13 protein-coding genes are annotated in these 18,396 nt (G+C 73.7%); 6 read left to right on the top strand and 7 right to left on the bottom strand.

Annotated features, from left to right (window positions below; translation table 11 throughout):
- Nucleotides 1–75: 75 nt before the first annotated feature.
- The 3 genes from AACH11_RS03760 to AACH11_RS03750 form a co-directional block, all read right to left on the bottom strand.
- Nucleotides 76–1,467, bottom strand: a complete 1,392-nt coding sequence (locus AACH11_RS03760; RefSeq protein ID WP_341372859.1) for an FAD-dependent monooxygenase — start codon at nt 1,465–1,467, stop codon at nt 76–78.
- A gap of 257 nt (nt 1,468–1,724) precedes the next feature.
- Entirely contained in the window at nt 1,725–2,612 is an 888-nt protein-coding gene (locus AACH11_RS03755; RefSeq protein WP_341372858.1) for a DeoR/GlpR family DNA-binding transcription regulator, read from the bottom strand.
- On the bottom strand, nt 2,609–3,166 hold the full coding sequence (locus AACH11_RS03750) for a phosphoribosyltransferase (protein WP_341372857.1): 558 nt from the start codon (nt 3,164–3,166) through the stop codon (nt 2,609–2,611). Before AACH11_RS03750 ends, AACH11_RS03755 begins: the two co-directional genes overlap by 4 nt.
- Before the next feature lie 124 nt (nt 3,167–3,290).
- Here AACH11_RS03750 and AACH11_RS03745 point away from each other — a divergent pair, with 124 nt between their 5' ends.
- Nucleotides 3,291–4,574 carry an MFS transporter gene (locus AACH11_RS03745; RefSeq protein ID WP_341372856.1) on the top strand — a complete coding sequence of 428 codons (1,284 nt, stop codon included), beginning with the start codon at nt 3,291–3,293 and terminating at the stop codon, nt 4,572–4,574.
- 140 nt (nt 4,575–4,714) lie between these two features.
- On the opposite strand, the gene AACH11_RS03740 is transcribed toward AACH11_RS03745, so the two are convergent.
- From AACH11_RS03740 to AACH11_RS03730, 3 genes are all read right to left on the bottom strand, one after another.
- A complete protein-coding gene (locus tag AACH11_RS03740) occupies nt 4,715–5,236 on the bottom strand; it encodes a disulfide bond formation protein B (RefSeq protein WP_341372855.1) in 522 nt (173 codons plus the stop codon).
- A gap of 2 nt (nt 5,237–5,238) precedes the next feature.
- Nucleotides 5,239–5,700 carry a RidA family protein gene (locus AACH11_RS03735; protein ID WP_341372854.1) on the bottom strand — a complete coding sequence of 154 codons (462 nt, stop codon included), beginning with the start codon at nt 5,698–5,700 and terminating at the stop codon, nt 5,239–5,241.
- A 127-nt stretch (nt 5,701–5,827) separates the two neighbouring features.
- Nucleotides 5,828–7,348: an FAD-binding oxidoreductase gene (locus AACH11_RS03730; RefSeq protein ID WP_341372853.1), complete on the bottom strand. Its 1,521-nt coding sequence runs from the start codon at nt 7,346–7,348 to the stop codon at nt 5,828–5,830.
- 270 nt (nt 7,349–7,618) lie between these two features.
- Here AACH11_RS03730 and AACH11_RS03725 point away from each other — a divergent pair, with 270 nt between their 5' ends.
- A complete protein-coding gene (locus tag AACH11_RS03725) occupies nt 7,619–7,951 on the top strand; it encodes a hypothetical protein (protein ID WP_341372852.1) in 333 nt (110 codons plus the stop codon).
- On the opposite strand, the gene phhA is transcribed toward AACH11_RS03725, so the two are convergent.
- A complete protein-coding gene (gene phhA, locus AACH11_RS03720) occupies nt 7,902–8,927 on the bottom strand; it encodes a phenylalanine 4-monooxygenase (RefSeq protein ID WP_341372851.1) in 1,026 nt (341 codons plus the stop codon). The two genes, AACH11_RS03725 and phhA, sit on opposite strands and share 50 nt — an antisense overlap.
- Before the next feature lie 518 nt (nt 8,928–9,445).
- Here phhA and AACH11_RS03715 point away from each other — a divergent pair.
- The 4 genes from AACH11_RS03715 (at nt 9,446) to AACH11_RS03700 (ending at nt 18,358) form a co-directional block, all read left to right on the top strand.
- Nucleotides 9,446–12,238 carry a DNA internalization-related competence protein ComEC/Rec2 gene (locus AACH11_RS03715; protein WP_341372850.1) on the top strand — a complete coding sequence of 931 codons (2,793 nt, stop codon included), beginning with the start codon at nt 9,446–9,448 and terminating at the stop codon, nt 12,236–12,238.
- Nucleotides 12,235–13,671 carry a circularly permuted type 2 ATP-grasp protein gene (locus AACH11_RS03710; protein ID WP_341372849.1) on the top strand — a complete coding sequence of 479 codons (1,437 nt, stop codon included), beginning with the start codon at nt 12,235–12,237 and terminating at the stop codon, nt 13,669–13,671. Before AACH11_RS03715 ends, AACH11_RS03710 begins: the two co-directional genes overlap by 4 nt.
- 34 nt (nt 13,672–13,705) lie before the next feature.
- Nucleotides 13,706–14,662 carry an alpha-E domain-containing protein gene (locus AACH11_RS03705; RefSeq protein ID WP_341372848.1) on the top strand — a complete coding sequence of 319 codons (957 nt, stop codon included), beginning with the start codon at nt 13,706–13,708 and terminating at the stop codon, nt 14,660–14,662.
- A gap of 141 nt (nt 14,663–14,803) precedes the next feature.
- On the top strand, nt 14,804–18,358 hold the full coding sequence (locus AACH11_RS03700) for a transglutaminase family protein (RefSeq protein ID WP_341372847.1): 3,555 nt from the start codon (nt 14,804–14,806) through the stop codon (nt 18,356–18,358).
- Nucleotides 18,359–18,396: the final 38 nt, after the last annotated feature.

Genomic DNA, 18,396 nt, shown 5'->3' with positions numbered 1-18,396 from the left:
CCGCCTGCGGACCGCGCCCGTCCTGCCACGCTGGGCAGCGCGTGGCGGCACCGGGCCCGAGCCCGAACCCGGATCTCACGCCGTCGCGGACCCCGTCAGCTGCCGGGTGACCGCCTGCTTGATCAGGCGGTTGACGGGCGGCAGGTGCTCCGCGATGCCCAGCACCGCCCGGCGCAGCAGCCGGGCCGGCCCCCGTTCATCGGTGTAGAGGCCGACCACGGCCTGCGTGCCGGCGAACACCGGCAGCGTGCGCTGGCGGTGCTCGCGCTGGTAGTGCGCGAGGGCGGCCTGCAGTGCCGCGGCCGGTACCTGCGCCAGGCGTCCGCCATGCCCGGTCGCTGGCGCGCCAGCGTCCCGGACCGCCGCCACCCGCGCCGTGGCCTGCAGCGCCTGCTGCAGTTGCGTGGCCAGCACCTCGATGCCGTAGAGGCCGAAGTTGTAGCCATGGGCCGTCACCGGGTGCATGCCCACGGCCGCGTCGCCGACCAGCGCGAAGCGCGGTGCGACGAAGCGGTGGGCATAGACGGCCACCAGCGGATAGCCGTGGCGCGGCCCGGCCGGGGCCATCGCGCCCAGCCGGCCGCCGCACTGCTGGGCGATGCGCGCGGAGAACGCGGTGTCGTCCAGCGCCATCCAGTCGGCCACCGCGTGCGTGGGCAGGGTCACCACGGCCGAGCTGCGCTGCTGCGTCAGCGGCAGCAGCGCCAGGGTGTTGCCATAGCGGAAGCATTCCCAGGCGATGCCGCCATGGTCGCGCGCGTGGGCCACCGGCGCGACGATCACGCTGCGGCCGAAGTCGTGCATCGCCGCGCCGATGCCGGCCATGCGCCGTACCGTCGACAGGCGGCTGTCGGCGGCCACCACCAGCGCGGCGCGCAGCACGCGCCCATCGGCCAGCGTGAGCGTCGCCAGAGCGGGGTCCGGGGCCGGCGAAGGTGCCGGCCGTGGGAACGGCCCCGCCGCCGCTGCGGCGCCTGCCGCGGCCGGCAGTTGCAGCGCCAGCACGCGGGCCTCGGCCTCGATGCGGATGCCGGCGCGGTGGCTCGCGGCCTGCCAGGCCGCGGCCCGGATCGCATGGTTGGGCACCAGCCAGCCCAGCACGTCGTCGTCGGTCTGGCGGGCCTGGCCAGTCCGGGCATCGGCATCGGTGCGGGTGTGGGCCGGCGTGCGGCGGGCATGCTCGGGGCCGAAGCGCAGGGCGGCGGCCAGGCCACGCTCGGCCTGCAGGCCGTCGAGCACCCGGGCCTCGCGCAATGGCGAGATCAGGTCGGCCGGCAGTGCCGACCACAGGCCCAGGCGGCTCATCACGCCGCGCGCGCGGTGGGTCAACGCGATCTCGCGGCCATCGTCGGCCGGGTGGGCGATCGCCGCCAGCGGCTGCTGCTCCAGCACGCACACGCGCAAGCCCAGATCGGCCAGCGCGCAGGCCAGCGCCAGCCCGGCCGGGCCGGCGCCGACGATCAGCACGTCGTCGTCGAGCGGGTCGCCTGCGGCCGGGGCGGCCGCCGGGCCCGTCGAGTCCCCCGTCGAAGGGCCTGCCGCGCAAGCGAGAGCGGGCCCGGTGGCACCGCCCTCGGCGAGATCCGCTGCGAAGCTGGCCGCGGGACCGGCGTGCAGGGGGGCGGCCTGGGGGGCTGGCAGAGGAGTGGTGGCGGCGCGGACGGCAGGTGTATCGGACATCGCGCCATGCTGCCTGACGGCAGGCCCGCGGGGCTTGATCGGGCTCAGCCCCCCTGCAGACCGGGCGGGGCCGCGGCGCCTGCGCTGCCGACCGGGTCTGCCGCGTCGGTCGCCTCCGCCGCCTGCGCCGCCTGCGCCGCCGCACGGACGATCTGCTGCCGTCCGGCCAGCCAGTCGACCGCGCGGTCGCTGATCACGCGGTCGACCTCGTCGAGTGCGGCCACCGCGCAGGGCGCGATCTGGTCGAGCTTGCTGTGGTCGCCCAGCACCACGCGCAGGGCCGCGCCGTCGACCATCGCCCGCTTGACCGGGGCCTCGTCGGGCTCGGTGGCGGTCAGGCCGGTGCGCGGGTGCAGCGCGCAGGCGCCGAGAAAGGCGATGTCGGCGCGCCAGGCCGCCACCGCCTGCGCGGCCTGCGGGCCGCCGAAGATGCGCTGCGTCGGCAGCCACAGCCCGCCGGCCAGCACCAGGCGGATCTGCGGGTCGTCGGCCAGCGCCAGCATCACGTCCAGCGCATGGGTCACCACGGTCAGCGGGCGGCAGGCGCTTCCGGCCTCGCGCAGCGCGCGGGCCAGGGCCAGCGTGGTGCTGCCGGCGTCGATGAACAGCGTCTGGTGGGGCTGCACCCAGGCGGCGGCGGCATCGGCGATCGCCTGCTTGGCGGCGGGCAGCAGATCCGCACGCTGGCGCGCCGGCAGCAGCGACGTGTTCAGCGCGACGGCCCCGCCGTGCGTCTTCTGCACCAGGCCGCGGGCGGCCAGGGCGCGCAGGTCGCGCCGGATCGTGTCCTCGGACACCCCGTAGCGCAGGGCCAGCGCGTTGACCTGGACCCGGCCGGCGTTCTGCAGCGCCTCGGCGATCTCCTGCTGGCGCTCGGCGGCGTAGCGGGGAGGCTCGGCGGCGGGATCGAGTCCGGTGGCGGTGTCGGTCATGGCTGTCCGGTGGGGGCGGTCTGGTCGGGCGCGCGGTCCAGGCGTGCGACGAAGGGCAGCTGTCGCCAGCGGTCCTGCCAGGGCAGGCCGTAGCCGACGATCGGGGCATCGCTGTCGAGTGCGAAGCCATGGAACTGCGGCACGGGCAGGGCGATGCGGCCCGGCTTGACCAGCAGCGTGGCCACGGCCAGCGAACGCGGGCCGTGGGTCTGCAGATGCGCCAGGATGCGGGCCATGGTCGCGCCGGATTCGATCGCGTCATCGACGACGATCACGTCCCGGCCGTGGATCGGCACGGTCTGCCGGTAGTGGATGTCAGCGTCATTCGTGCGACAGCCGGGGGTGTGGGGACAGGAGATCCAGTCCAGCGCCAGATCCATGCGCAGCTGCCGCACCAGATCGGCCGCGAACAGCATGCCGCCGGGCACGACGGTGATCACCACGGCCGCGGTGCAGTGCGCGTCCAGGCTGCGGGCCACGTGGGCGACGCCCGCGGCGATGTCTTCGCGGGACAGCAGGATCTGGCCTGGGGAGGGCTCGTGCAGTGATGTCATGGGCGGGTCGATGGGGTGGCTCCGAGGGTGGATGAATTGTGCACAGCCTGCCGGCTTGGATGCAAGTTTATTCCGACTTCTGCGTGTAATTGCCTATTTGTGCCGACATTGCTACAGTGTCGGCATGAGCCAATCCTCTGATTTCTTGCCCCGGGCGGCCACGGCCGGCGATCCCGCCGCGGACCGGTGCCAGGGCGCGGTGGTCACGCCGGCGGCCCAGGCCGCGGCCCGCCAGGCCACCCGCCTGCAGTTCGCCGCCCTCGGCCTGATGGCCGGTGCCTGGGGCGCGCATGTGCCCAGCGTCAAGGCGCACTACGGGCTGAGCGCCGGCGAGCTGTCGCTGGCGCTGCTGAGCGCGGCCGTCGGCTCGGTGCTGTGCCTGAGCCGGGCGGCGACCATGGTGCAGACGCTGGGCGCGGCGCGGGTGGTGATGGCCGGCGCGGTCGTCGGCTGCGCGGCGCTCGGTTCGGCCCTGCTGCCAGCCGGCCTGGTGGCGCTGATGCTGCTGATGGTGGCCATGGGCGGCGCGATGGCGCTGGTCGATGTCGCGATCAATGCCGAGGGCTCGCTGCTGGAGCGCATCGGCGGGCGCAAGGTGATGAGCGGCTTCCACGGCATGTGGAGCCTGGGCGGCATGGGCGGCGCCGCGCTGGCCGGCTGGATGCTGCGCCATGCGGTGGCGCCGGCCACGCAGCTGATGCTGGTGGCCGGACTGGCGCTGGTCGCACTGGTGGCCGGGGCCACGCGCATGCTGCCGATGGACGCCCACGGCGCGGCCGACGAGGCGGCGGCCGATGCCCATGCCGCCGGCGGCAGCGGTCGGGGGGCGGACGACGGTGGTGCGGTGCGCACCGCGGCCACACCGCCGCGCTCGACCCTGCTGCTGCTGCTGGGTGCGCTCGGCATCTCGGGCTATCTGGCCGAGGGCGCGATGTACGACTGGTCGGTGCTGTGGCTGCACCAGGATCTGGGCCAGCCGCAGGCCTGGTCGGCCCTCGGCTATTCGGCCTTCGCCGCGGCGATGGCGGCCTTCCGCTTCGCCGGTGACGCGCTGCGGGCCCGCATTCCGGCCCACCGTCTGCTGGCCGTCAGCGCGCTGACCGGGGCGGCGGCGATGGCGCTGGCGCTGATCGTGCGCGAGCCCTGGATCGCGCTGGCCTGCTTCGTCGTCGCCGGGGCGGGCCTGGCCAACATGGTGCCGGTGATCTTCATGGCCGCCAGCCAGGTGCCGGGTGTGCCGGCGGCGCGCGGCATCGCCACCGTCTCGGCGCTCGGCTATGTCGGCTTCGTCGCCGGGCCGCCGCTGGTGGGCTTCATCGCCGAGGGCGTGTCGCTGACCGGCGCGCTGTGGGTGGTGGTGGTGGCGATGGCCGTGCTGGCCTTCGGCGCACGGCTGGTGCCGCGCTGAGCCGGCCGGGGCAGCGGGGGGCGGAGGGCCGGGATCGGCCCTCGACCGCCACCGATGCCGCCAGCCGCGGCCGACACGGTGGCCGGTATCGCGGCCTGTACAGCGGCCTGTATCGCGATCGATACCGCGGCCGGGTGGGCTCAGCGCCCGTCGCGCAGCACCGGCCAGACGGCGGCACCGAGGCCGACGAACAGCGCCAGGCTGTAGAACTCGTAGGGCACGCCCAGCAGCCAGGCCTTGGCCTCGGCGCAGGACGCGTAGGCGGCGAAGACCTCGGGCCAGCGGGCGTCCAGCCCCAGGCTGCCGACGATGCGGTCGGCCAGCGACATCGCGCAGGACTGCGATTCGTTGGCGACGACGTGCTGCCACAGCGCGGTGGCCACGCCGCAGGCCGACAGCAGCAGCGCCAGGCCGGCACCCGTGCGCCGGACGGCCGGGGCCGACCCGGCCGAGCCCAGCAGCGCGGCCGCGGCGATGGCCAGGAAGATCAGGCGCTGCAGCACGCACCAGGGGCAGGGCAGCATGCCACCCACGTGCTGGGTCAGCAGCGCCGCGCCCACGGCCGCCAGCGAGACGGCGGCCACCAGCGGCAGGCGCAGCCGCACCCAGGGGCTGGCCGGGGCGTGCTCATCGAGCCCGGAGAACAGGCGGCGCGGCCCCACGGTCAGTCGCGCACTTCGGCGATCAGTTCGATCTCCACGCAGGCCCCGAGCGGGATCTGCGCGACACCGAAGGCGCTGCGGGCATGGGCGCCGACGGCCGGGCCGAAGACCTGGCCGATCAGGTCCGAGCAGCCGTTGGTGACCAGGTGCTGCTCGGTGAAGCCGCTGGTCGAGTTGACCAGGCTCATCACCTTGACGATGCGGCTGACCTTGTTCAGGTCGCCGACGGCCGCGTGCAGCGTGCCCAGCAGGTCGATGGCGACCGCGCGGGCGGCCTGCGCACCGGTGGCGGTGTCGACGTCGGCCCCCAGCTGGCCGACCCAGGGCTTGCCGTCCTTCTTGGCGATGTGGCCGGACAGGAAGACCAGGTTGCCGGTGCGCACGAAGGGCACGTAGGCGGCGGCGGGAACGGCCACCGGCGGCAGCGTGATGCCCAGCTGGGCGAGTTGATCGTAGACGGACATCGTCGGCGGAAGGGCAGAGGAAGACGGTGGGACGGGGGCGGGGCCGGCCGCAGGGGCCACCCGCTCCCGGGCAAGCCGACGATGCTACAGCAGCGGGCCCGCCCGCCTGCTCGGCAGCGACGCAGGATCAGGCCGCACGGTGCAGGGCCGCGCCCTCGTGCGGCGGCGCGGCTGGTGCGGGCTGTGCGGCTGGCGCGGTCTGTGCGGCTGGTGCCGCCGCCGCCCGTGCCGCCGGTGTCCCGCCCGGGCCGCCCAGGCCGCCCAGGCCGCCCAGGCCGCCCAGGCCGCCGCGCCCCCCCGGACCGCCGTCCGCCCGCGTGCGCAGCTTGCCCGGGTTGAGCAGGCCCAGCGGATCGTGGCGGGCCTGGGTCGCCCGTAGCGTGGCCAGCGCGGCGGGGCTGAACCCGTCGCCGATGCTGCAGGCATGGGCCTCGATCACCTGCACGCCGTGCGCGCGGTGCAGGTCCTCGATCTGCCGCAGCCGGGCCTCGTCACGGAAGCGCAGCAGCGGCAGGCCGCGGCAGCTGATCCGGCCCTCGGCGGTGCGCACGAACTCCAGGTGCGGCATCAGTTCGTCGCCCAGGGCCTGCTGCAGCGCCAGCACCTGCTGCGGGTAGCACGAGGGGTCGTGTACGGTCTGCAGATGGGTCAGCGCGCGGTCGGCCTTGAGCGCGTGCAGCGTGGTGTGTCCCCAGGTCGATTCCAGCAGCGATGGGCGGCCGCGGCGCACCGCGTGGGCGTCCTGGCGCAGCGTGCAGTGCCCGCCGTGGCGCTCGACCAGCTGGCGCAGCCCCGGCTCGCCGGCCTCGTCGACCAGCAGCAGCAGGGCACTGTGGCCGGCCGGCACCAGCTCGGCCAGGTGCGGCAGGCAGGGCACCAGCGCGGATCCGAGCAGGCAGATCTCCTTCTTGGCGATGCCCGGGCTGTGGGCCAGTGCACCGCCGCAGTGCAACGCGGCCTCCAGCGTCGGAAAGCACACCACCTGTTCGACCCAGGGCTGGGCCGGTGCCAGGGCCAGCTCCAGCTCCAGCACGATGCCGTTGGTGCCGCAGCCGTGGTAGAGCGCCAGCGCCTCGGGCGCCCGCAGCTCGATGACGCGCGGCTCGGGCTCGACCGTCATCAGCCGCAGGCCCAGCACATTGCCCTCGGCGTCCGGCGGGCCCCAGGTGATGGCCCCGGCGCCCCAGCTGCCGCCGGCGAACAGCCCGCCGACGGTGGCGCTGCGGTAGCTGGAGGGCAGGCAGCGCAGCTCCTGGCCGTGCGGCACCAGCGCGCGGTCGAGGTCGCACAGCCGCATGCCGGCCTGGGCCCGCACGGTGCCGCCGTGCACCCAGCACAGGCTGGCATAGCCGCTCAGGTCCATCAGCAGGCCGCCGTGCAGCGGCACGCTGTGGCCGCGGCAGTTGCTGCCGCTGCCGCGCAGGGTGAGCGGCGCGCCGGCCCGCGCGCAGGCGGCCACCACGCGGCGGATCTCGTCCTCGGTGCGCGGGCGTACCACGCTGTCGGCCTGGCGCCCGGCCAGCTCGCGCCGCAGCACCGGGCTGAACCAGTGGTGGTCCTGGGACAGCCGGGCCACGCGCGAGGGCTCGGTGATCCAGTCGAGGTCGGGCAGCTGGTGGGGCAGGGCGGCGAGGGCGGGGTGCGGCATGGTGCGCGGAGAGCGGGCATCAGGGCATGGACACGGCCTGGATAGCAGGATCGATGCCGCGCACACACGACAATCGCGAGGCCGCCGCGGCCCCCGGTGGGCCCCGCGTCGCCCACTGCCCGTCGCCCGCCGCCCGCCGGGTGCCTCCCCCGTCCAGCACCGTCCTGCCTTCCTGTCCATGACCATGACCATGCCCCTCACCCGCGCAGCCCGGCTGCGGCCGATCGGCCCTCCCGCCAACCCGTGCCCGGCCGCCGCGCCGCTCGCGCGATGAGCGCCGCCCGCACGCCGCTGCGCTGGCTGTCCTTCACCCTCAGCGACGGGGATGACGGCGTGAGCACGCTCGATGCCGAGGCCTCCAGCCGCGACCCCGAGGCGGTGGCCGGCATGCGTGCCGAGGCCGAGCGCGTGATCGCCTGGGCGCGCCAGCGCTTCGCCGCCAGCGAGGGCGCGGTCGAGGACGGCGCCGACTGGGACCACCATCTGCACCAGGGCGTCGAGGCCGGTGGCTGGCAGGTGCTGGCGCTGACCTTCAGCGCCTCTGCGCGCTTCGTCAGCGCCTTCGAGCGGGCCTTCGGTCTGGACGACGGGTCGCAGGACTGAGCGCCGGGGCGGGCGCTGGATCCGCGCCGTCCGCCGGGGCCCTGCCGGCCGGCCCCGTGTCGCCGTCCATCGGCCGGCCCTCGCGCGTCAGCCGGCGGTCTTCGGCCAGGTGCTGGTCGGGCTCGATCGTGGGCAGTGCGTGGGCGGCGCGGTACAGCGGCTCGAAGTCCTGCTCGGCCAGTGCCATCAACTGGCCCAGGTCGTCGAGCACGAAGTAGCAGGCCTGCAGGTCATCGATGCGGTGGCGCGTGCGCATCACGCGCAGCAGGTCGAAGGCCAGGCGCTGCGGGGTCGCGTCGTCCAGGCAATAGCGGCTTTCGGTGGCCGACGACAGGATGCCGGCGCCCCAGATGCGCAGGCCGCCCGCCTCGCGCAGCAGGCCGAACTCCACCGTGTACCAGTAGACGCGGGCCAGCAGAGGCAGCATGCCGAGCGCCTGCGCCCGCAGCCCGCCCTGGCCGTAGGCCTGGATGAAGTCGCCGATCTGCGGATCCAGCAGCAGCGGCACATGGCCGTAGAGGTCGTGGAAGACGTCGGGTTCCTGCAGGTAGTCCAGGTGCTGCGCGTCGCGGATGAAGCGCCCGACCGGAAAGCGCCGCGCAGCCAGATGGCCGAAGAACACCGCATCGGGCACCAGGCCGGGCACGGCCACCACCTGCCAGCCGCAGCGGGGCTGCAGCACGGCGTTCAGGCGGTCGAAGTCGGGGATGGCCCGGTCGTCGATCGGCAGCGCGTCGAGGGCCCGCAGCCAGGCGCTGCAGGCCCGGCCCTGCAGCCCTGCGTGCTGGCGCTGCCACAGGTGCGCCCAGGTCGCGTGCTCGGCCGCGGTGTAGTCCTGCCAGTGCTGGGGCACGGTCCAGTCGGCGCGCTCGGGGCGTCCGGCGTCGCCGGCGGCCAGGCCGTGCAGGCCGTGCAGGCCGTGCAGAGCGGCCGGTGGCGGGGCCGCACCGTGCGGCGGGGGACCGTCGTGGCTCATGGGGCGGTGCCCTCGTCGATCGACCACCCGGCCGCGTGGGGGGCGATCAGGTCGACGTCGGGGCCTTGTCTGGTGGGTACAGGTACGGGTACGGGGGTGGTGTCGAGGGGCGACATGGACAGCCATCCTGAGGGTTCCGGCGGGTGGACCAGCGGACCTGCGGACCTCCGCGGCGCTCAGCCCTGAGGCGGCGCGTCGGGTACCCCGGGCACCGTGGCTGCGAGGCGCCCTCCCCAGGTCATCGCCTGACGGGCAGGATGCGGATCACGGGGCATCGATCGGCAGGGGCGGCCCATGGTGTGGACGGCGGCGGAAAGGGCCGCACGACCGTCGAGCGTCAGCGTGCGCCGCAGTGGCGGACTTGTCATCCAGAACAGCCCTGATGTCGGCCGTCAGTTCTCTGCGCTGGGTCATGGGCGTGCGGCCTGCGCGGCGCCGGACACCGAAGGCTAGGGGGATGCCGTCGACCGCCATGCATCGGGGCGTCGCGGCCCGTGCCCGGCCCCTAAACTGCACCGATGTCGGGCCTCCGCAGCCTCAGCAGTCGATCGGCCGGGCCGGATCAGGAGCCGGGTGCGGGCCATGGCCCGGCGATCGCGGTGGTGATGGCGGCGGGGGGGGCGGCGGCGATGGCGGGCGCCGGTGGTCGACGCGAGGGCGACGGGCGCTGCGCCGCGGCGTCGGGACCGGTCGACGGCGGCGCGGCGGCCGGCCTCTGGCTGGCCTGTGCCGCGCTGGGCTGGCTGGCCGGTCTGGCGGTGCAGATGCAGCAGGCCGCGCTCGCTCCCGAATCCTGGCGTCAGGCTGTCGCTGCGGTGGCCGCGGTGGCGCTGGCCGGCGGGGCACTCCGGCGGGTCGGTCGCGGCGGTGCCCGCCTGGTGGCCGTCGCGCTGGCCCTGGCGGCGGCCGCGCTGGGCTGGGCCAGCACCGAATGGCGGGCCGCGCAGCGCCTGGCGCAGCGTCTGCCGGCGGTGCTCGAAGGCCAGCCGGTGACGGCGGTCGGTCGTGTGGTGGCGCTGCCCCAGGCCCAGGCCGATGGCTGGCGTTTCCTGTTCGAGGTCGAATCGGCGCGTGATGCGCAGGGCCGTGCGCTCACGCTGCCACCCCGGCTGTGGCTGGGCTGGTACCCGTCCCAGGCGTCCCAGGGCGATGCCGATCCGGCCGCCGCCGCGCTGGCGGCCGCGCCGCTGCGGGCCGGCGAGCGCTGGCAACTGCCGCTGCGCCTGAAGCGGCCGCACGCGGCACAGAACCCCGGCCTCTACGACGCCGAGCTGGGCTGGTTCGCGCAGGACATCGGTGCGGTGGGGGCCGTGCGTGCGACCGAGGTCGCGGACCCGCCGCACCGGCTGGCCGGTCCCGATCCGTGGCGACCCGCGCTGGTGATCGAATCGGTCCGCCAGCGCCTGCGGGAGGCCATCGAGCGGCAGGTGCCGTCGCCGCTGGCCGCGGGCGTGCTCGCGGCGCTGGTCGTCGGCGATCAGTCCGGGGTCGATCAGGCGGCCTGGGAGCTCTACCGCCAGACCGGCGTGGCCCACGTCATCGCCATCAGCGGCACCCACATCACGATGCTGGCCTGGCTGGCCAGCGTGCTGGCCCTGCCGCTGTGGCGACGGCAGCCGGCCTGGGCCCTGCGTGTGCCGGCGCCGCTGGCCGCGCGCTGGATCGGCGTGGCCGTGGCGGCGGCCTACGCGCTGCTGGCCGGCTGGGGCGTGCCGGCGCAGCGCACGGTGCTGATGCTGGCGGTGGCCGCCGGGCTGCGCAGCACGGCCGCGCGCTGGCCCTGGTGGGCGGTGCTGCTGAGTGCGGCGGTGGCGGTGACGGCCCTCAACCCCTGGTCGCTGATGCAGGCCGGCTTCTGGCTGTCGTTCGCCGCCGTCGGTCTGTTGCTGGCCAGCGAGCCGGTCCTGCGGCCGCCGGTGCCGCCGGCCGGTGCGGCCGCCGACACGGCCGCTGACACGGCCGCCGTCAAGGTCTCCGTCAAGGTCGCGGCCCGCGGGCGGCGGCTGCGGGCCCTCGTGGGCGCGCAGACCCGGGCCCATCTGCGCAGCCAGTGGGTGGCCACGGCGGGGCTGGCGCCCTTGTCGCTGCTGTGCTTCCACCAGCTGTCGGTCATCGGCTGGCTGGCCAATCTGGTGGCCATTCCGCTGGTCACGCTGCTGATCACGCCGCTGGCGCTGCTGGGCATCCTGGTGCCACCGTTGTGGACGGTGGCGGCGGCGCTGGTGGTTGCCGGCCACCACGGGCTGGCGTGGCTGCTCACCTGGCCCGGCGCGGTCTGGACGGCCGGCCAGGCGCCGATGTGGGCGGCCGTGGCCGGCCTGCTGGGCGCGGTCCTGCTGGTGCTGCCGGCCCCCCGTCGGCTGCGCTGGCCGGCCGCGTTGGCGCTGCTGCCCCTGCTGTGGCCTTTCGTGCCGCGGCCGGCGCCGGGGCAGTTCGAGCTGCTGGCCGCCGACATCGGCCAGGGCACGGCCGTGCTGCTGCGGACACGGCACCACCTGCTGGTCTACGACACCGGGCCGCGCCTGTCGCGCGAATCCGATGCCGGGCAGCGCGTGCTGCTGCCGCTGCTGCGCGCGCGGGCCGAGCCGGCGATCGACCTGCTGATGCTCAGCCACGGCGATGCCGACCACATCGGCGGCGCGGCCAGCCTGCTGGCGGGCTGGCCGGTCCGTGCGCTCTCCTCCTCGCTGCCGGCGGGCCATGCGCTGCGACCGGCGGCCACAGCCACCACCGCCACCACCACCGTCACCGCCACGCCCCACGGCGACTGTGTCGATGGCCAGCACTGGCAGTGGGATGGCGTGCAGCTGCGCGTGCTGCACCCGGATGCGACGACGCTGGCCGGGACGGCCGCGGCCCAGGGCCTGCGCAATGCCCGCTCCTGCGTGCTGGCGGTGCGCGACGCCGCCGGCCGCCAGGCGCTGCTGACCGGCGACATCGAGGCGGCACAGGAGGCCGCCTTGCTGGCCCGCCACGGTGCACCGGCGCTGGCCAGCACGCTGCTGCTGGTGCCGCACCACGGCAGCCGCACCTCGTCGACCCCGGCGTTCCTGGATGCCGTCGCGCCCGCTCTGGGCGTGGTGCAGGCCGGCTACCGCAGCCGTTTCGGCCATCCGGCGCCCGATGTCCGCCAGCGCTACGCCGATCGGCGCATCATGCTGGTGCGATCCGACCGGTGCGGTGCATTCCGGTGGCAGGCTGGTGCGGTCTCGTGCACCAGAAAAGACCTTGTCCGCTACTGGCATTGGCCGGCACCTGAAGCTGGACCGCTTGTTGCTTTGACCCCTCCGTCAGGAGCCCCCACCCCATGAAACCCAGCTTTGACGAGATGACCCGCGCCGCGGACGACCCGCGGGCCCACTACCTCGAGTACGCCCAGTGGCTGGCGCAGCAACCCGGCGAGCAGATGGCCGCCCGGCGGCAGGAGGCGGAGATGATCTTCCGCCGTGTGGGCATCACCTTCGCCGTCTACGGCGCCAAGGACGAGGACGGTTCAGGCACCGAGCGGCTGATCCCCTTCGATCTGATCCCGCGCATCATTCCGGCCGACGAGTACGCCCGCATGCGCCAGGGCCTGGCCCAGCGCGTGACGGCGCTCAACCGCTTCCTGCACGACGTCTACCACGGCCAGGAGATCCTGAAGGCCGGCATCGTGCCGGCCGAGCAGGTGCTCAACAACAGCCAGTACCGGCCCGAGATGCAGGGCGTGGACGTGCCCGGCGGCATCTACAGCCACATCGCCGGCATCGACATCGTGCGGGCCGCCCAACCCGACGGTTCAGGCACCTACTACGTGCTGGAGGACAACCTGCGCGTGCCCTCGGGCGTGAGCTACATGCTCGAGAACCGCAAGATGATGATGCGGTTGTTCCCGGAGCTGTTCGCCCTGCACCGCATCGCGCCGGTCGCCCACTACCCGGACCTGCTGCTGGAGACGCTGCGCGACGTGGCACCGGCCGGCGTCAACGACCCGACGGTGGTGGTGCTGACCCCCGGCATGTACAACAGCGCCTACTTCGAGCATGCGTTCCTCGCGCAGCAGATGGGCGTCGAGCTGGTCGAGGGCCAGGACCTGTTCGTCAAGGACGACTTCGTCTACATGCGCACCACCCAGGGCCCCAAGCGCATCGACGTCATCTACCGCCGCGTCGACGACGACTTCCTCGACCCGCTGGCCTTCCGCAAGGATTCGACGCTGGGCTGCGCCGGCCTGCTCGACGTCTACCGCAAGGGCAACATCACGCTGAGCAATGCCATCGGCACCGGGGTGGCCGACGACAAGTCGATCTACCCCTACGTGCCGAAGATGATCGAGTTCTACCTCGGCGAGAAGCCCATCCTCGAGAACGTGCCGACCTGGCTGTGCCGCGAGGAGGGGGACCTGAAGTACGTGCTCGACCACCTGCCCGACCTGGTGGTCAAGGAGGTGCACGGCGCCGGCGGCTACGGCATGCTGGTCGGTCCGGCCGCGACGAAGGCCGAGATCGAGGACTTCCGCAAGGCCTTGCTGGCCAATCCCGGCAACTACATCGCCCAGCCCACGCTGGCGCTGTCGACCTGTCCGACCTACGTCGAATCGGGCATCGCGCCGCGCCACATCGACCTGCGGCCCTTCGTGCTGTCGGGCAAGAGCGTGCAGATGGTGCCCGGCGGCCTGACCCGCGTGGCGCTCAAGGAAGGCTCGCTGGTGGTCAACAGCAGCCAGGGCGGCGGCACCAAGGACACCTGGGTGCTGGAAGCCTGACGATCGATCGAAGAGGAAGAAGGAAACCCATCCGATGCTGTCCCGTACCGCCGATCACCTCTTCTGGATGTCGCGCTACATGGAGCGGGCCGAGAACACGGCCCGCATGCTCGACGTCCACTACCAGACCGCGCTGCTGACGCAGTCCGACGACCGTGCCGACGGTGGTTGGGCCGGCGTGCTCGGCATCTCCGAGCTGACCGGCTCCTTCCACCAGAAGCACGCCGTCGCCGACATGCGCAACGTGCTGCACTTCATGGTGCGCGACACCGGCAATCCGTCGTCGATCGCCAGCTGCCTGCAGGCCGCGCGCGAGAACGCCCGCGCCGTGCGCGGCACGCTGACCACCGAGCTGTGGGAGACCACCAACGCGACCTGGCTGGAGTTCAACCAGCTGCTGCGCGGGGGCTCCTTCGAGCGCGACCCGGCCACCGCCTTCGAGTGGGTGAAGTTCCGCTCGCACCTCAGTCGGGGCGTCACGGTGGGCACCATGCTGATGGACGAGGCGCTGCACTTCATCCGCATCGGCACCTTCCTGGAGCGCGGCGACAACACCGCGCGCCTGCTGGACGTGAAGTTCCACGCGCTGGCCGGTGACTACTTCGGCGCCTGGGGCGCCGACGATGCGCCTGAGGTGGACTTCTATCACTGGAGCGCGCTGCTGCGCTCGGTCTCGGCCTTCGAGATCTACCGCAAGGTCTACCGCAACGTGATCCGGCCGGACAAGGTGGCCGAGCTGCTGATCCTGCGCCCGGACATGCCGCGCTCGCTGGCGGCCTGCATGAACGAGGTGGTGGCCAACGTCGATGCGGTGGCCAACGCGCAGAGCGGGGAGACGGGGCGGCGCGCCGGCCGTCTGCGCGCGGACCTGCAGTTCGGCCGCATCGACGAGATCCTGGCCACCGGTCTGCATGCCTACCTGACCCAGTACCTGGACCGCATCAACGACATCGGCGCCGGCATCAGCCGCGACTTCCTGGTCCCGGCCTGACGCGCCACGTCCCCTGACAGGCCGCGGCCGGGCGCAGCAGCGCTGCCGCGGCCTTGTCATGTCCTCCGACGACGATCTCCCGCTGGCGGTGCGGCACCGGTTGCCCTGCACCGCGGCATCGGCATCACCCCAAGGATCCCCGTGTCCATCCACGTCGCCCTCCACCACGTCACCCACTACCGCTACGACCGGCGGGTCAAGCTGTCGCCGCAGGTCGTGCGCCTGCGACCGGCGCCGCACTGCCGCACCAAGATCCTGAGCTACAGCCTGAAGGTCGAGCCCTCGGCGCACTTCATCAACTGGCAGCAGGACGCGTTCAGCAACTACCTGGCGCGGCTGGTCTTCCCCGAGCCGGCCACCGAGTTCAAGGTCACCGTCGATCTGGTGGCCGAGATGTCGGTCTACAACCCCTTCGACTTCTTCCTCGAACCGGGCGCCGAGAGCTACCCCTTCACCTACGACGAGGCGCTGCGCCAGGAGCTCGCGCCTTACCTCGTGACCGAGGCGCCGACGCCGGCCTTCGCCGCCTTCCTGGCCACCATCGACCGCGGCGAGCAGCGCACGATCGACTTCCTGGTCGGCCTGAACCAGCGCCTGCAGCAGCAGATCGGCTACGTCATCCGCATGGAGCCGGGCGTGCAGACGCCCGAGCAGACGCTGACGAAAGCCACCGGCAGCTGCCGCGACACCGGCTGGCTGCTGGTCGAGACGCTGCGCCACCTCGGCCTGGCCGCGCGCTTCGCCTCCGGCTACCTGATCCAGCTGAAGTCGGACGTGCAGGCGCTCGACGGCCCGAGCGGCACCGAGGTCGACTTCACCGACCTGCACGCCTGGTGCGAGGTCTATCTGCCCGGCGCCGGCTGGATCGGCCTCGACCCCACCTCCGGCCTGCTGGCCGGCGAGGGCCACATCCCGGTGGCCTGCTCGCCGACGCCCGGCAGCGCGGCGCCGATCAGCGGCGCGGTCGACGAGTGCGAGGTCAGCTTCGGCCACGAGATGCAGGTCACGCGCATCTGGGAGTCGCCGCGCGTCACCTTGCCCTACACCGACACCCAGTGGGCCGAGGTGCAGGCGCTCGGCGCGCAGGTCGACGGTGAGCTGCTCGCCGGCGACGTGCGCCTGACCATGGGCGGTGAGCCGACCTTCGTCAGCGTCGACGACCGCGACGGCGCCGAGTGGAACACCGAGGCCCTGGGCCCGACCAAGCGCCTGATCGCCCAGGACCTGACGCAGCGCCTGCGCGACCACTACGGCCAGGGCGGCTTCCTGCATTACGGCCAGGGCAAGTGGTATCCGGGCGAGCAGCTGCCGCGCTGGGCGCTGTCGATCTACTGGCGTGCCGATGGCCAGCCCTGCTGGCACGACACCGCGCTGCTGGCCGACGAGCGCGAGCCGCAGCACTACACGGCCGAGGACGCCGGGCGCTTCATCCGCGCGCTGAGCCGCCGCCTGGGGCTGACCGACCAGCATGTGCAGACCGGCTACGAGGACACCTGGTACTACCTGTGGCGCGAGCGCCGGCTGCCGGTCAACGTCGATCCCTTCGACGCCCGTCTGGACGACGAGCTGGAGCGCACCCGGCTGCGCCGGGTCTTCACCCAGGGCCTGGAGGCGCCGATCGGCTACGCGCTGCCGATCCAGCCGGCCGAGGGCGGCGTGGCGCTGGCCGGCGCGCGCTGGCAGACCGGGCCGTGGTTCTTCCGTGACGAGCGCATGTACCTGTTCCCGGGCGATTCGCCGATGGGCTGGCGCCTGCCGCTGGACAGCCTGCCGTGGGTCGCCGGCACCGACTATCCGTACCACATCGAGCACGACCCCTTCGCGCCGCGCGACGCGCTGCCGGCCGCCTCGGCCATCCGCAGCCAGTACGCCGCGCACGTGGTCGGCGGTGGCTTCGCCGAGGGCGGCACGGTGGCGCTGCAGGCCGGTGTCGACAGCGGCACCTCGGCCGTCTGGGGTCAGGGCGTGGCTGGCGACGGCCCGGCCGCCGCCGGGGCGGGCGAGACCACCGGCCGGCCGGGGGCGTCGGGCGACGGAGTCGCGCCGCTGTCGCCGCTGGCCGACGATCCGATGGCGCTCGCGCGCAGGCCCGAGCGCTTCCAGTCGGCCCACTGGATCACCCGCACCGCGCTGGTCGTCGAGGCGCGCAACCCGGCGCGCGCCAACGGCCCCCAGGCCGAGGCCGCGGCCGCCGCCAAGGGGCAGGGCGCCCACAGCGTGCTCTACGTCTTCATGCCGCCGCTGGCGCGGCTGGAGGATTACCTGGCGCTGCTGGCCGCCGTCGAGGCCACGGCCGCCGAGCTCGGCGTGAAGGTCGTGCTGGAGGGCTATCCGCCGCCGCGCGACCCGCGCCTGAAGGTGCTGCAGGTGACACCGGATCCGGGCGTCATCGAGGTCAACATCCATCCGGCGTCCAACTGGAAGGACCTGGTCGAGCACACCGAATTCCTCTACGACGCGGCCTGGCAGAGCCGGCTGTCGACCGAGAAATTCATGCTCGACGGCCGCCACACCGGCACCGGCGGCGGCAACCACTTCGTGATGGGCGGCGCCACGCCGGCCGATTCGCCCTTCCTGCGCCGGCCCGATCTGCTGGCCTCGCTGCTGGCCTACTGGCACAACCACCCGAGCCTGAGCTATCTGTTCTCGGGCCTGTTCATCGGCCCGACCAGCCAGGCCCCGCGCGTGGACGAGGCGCGCAACGACCAGCTCTACGAGCTCGACATCGCGCTGGCCCAGATCGAGAAGAACAAGGGCGTCTATGGCCAGGACATGCCGGCCTGGCTGGTCGACCGCACGCTGCGCAACGTGCTGGTGGACGTGACCGGCAACACCCACCGCAGCGAGTTCTGCATCGACAAGCTGTACTCGCCCGACAGCGCCACCGGCCGCCTGGGCCTGCTGGAGCTGCGCGCCTTCGAGATGCCGCCGCACGCGCGCATGTCGATCGCCCAGCAGCTGCTGCTGCGCGCGCTGATCGCCCGCTTCTGGAAGGAGCCCTACCGCGCGCCGCTGCAGCGCTGGGGCACCGAGCTGCACGACCGCTTCCTGCTGCCGACCTTCGTCTGGATGGACTTCGAGGACGTGATGGCCGACATGGGGCTGGCCGGCTACGGCTTCCAGTCCGAGTGGTTCCTGCCGCACCTCGAGTTCCGCTTCCCCAAGGTCGGCGAGCTGGATGCGCGCGGCGTGCACCTGACGCTGCGCCACGCGCTCGAGCCCTGGCACGTGATGGGCGAGGAGGGCGCGACCGGCGGCACCGTGCGCTATGTCGACTCCTCGCTGGAGCGCATCGAGCTCAAGGCCACCGGTCTGGTCGACAGCCGCCATGTGCTGACGGTCAACGGCGTGCCGGTGCCGCTGCAGCCCACCGGCCGCGTCGGCGAGTACGTCTGCGGCGTGCGCTACCGCGCCTGGAACCCGCCGAGCGCGCTGCACCCGACCATCGGCGTGCACGCGCCGCTGACGGTCGATCTGGTCGACCGCTGGGCCCAGCGCTCGATGGGTGGCTGCCAGTACCACGTGGCGCACCCGGGCGGCCGCAACTACGCGACCTTCCCGGTCAACGCCTACGAGGCCGAGAGCCGTCGCCTGGCGCGTTTCTTCACCCTCGGCCACACGCCGGGGGCGATGCGCGTGGGCGAGCCGGTGCGCAGCCTGGAGTTCCCCTTCACGCTGGACCTGCGCACGGCCTGAGGCCCGCCCCGGCCCCCCTGCGGCGCTCCGGCCGTCGG

The organism is Pseudaquabacterium rugosum, from assembly GCF_038066575.1.
Classification (GTDB): domain Bacteria; phylum Pseudomonadota; class Gammaproteobacteria; order Burkholderiales; family Burkholderiaceae_C; genus Pseudaquabacterium; species Pseudaquabacterium rugosum.
Note: the sequence above shows the minus strand (reverse complement) of the source record. Positions and strands in the feature narration are given on the sequence as shown.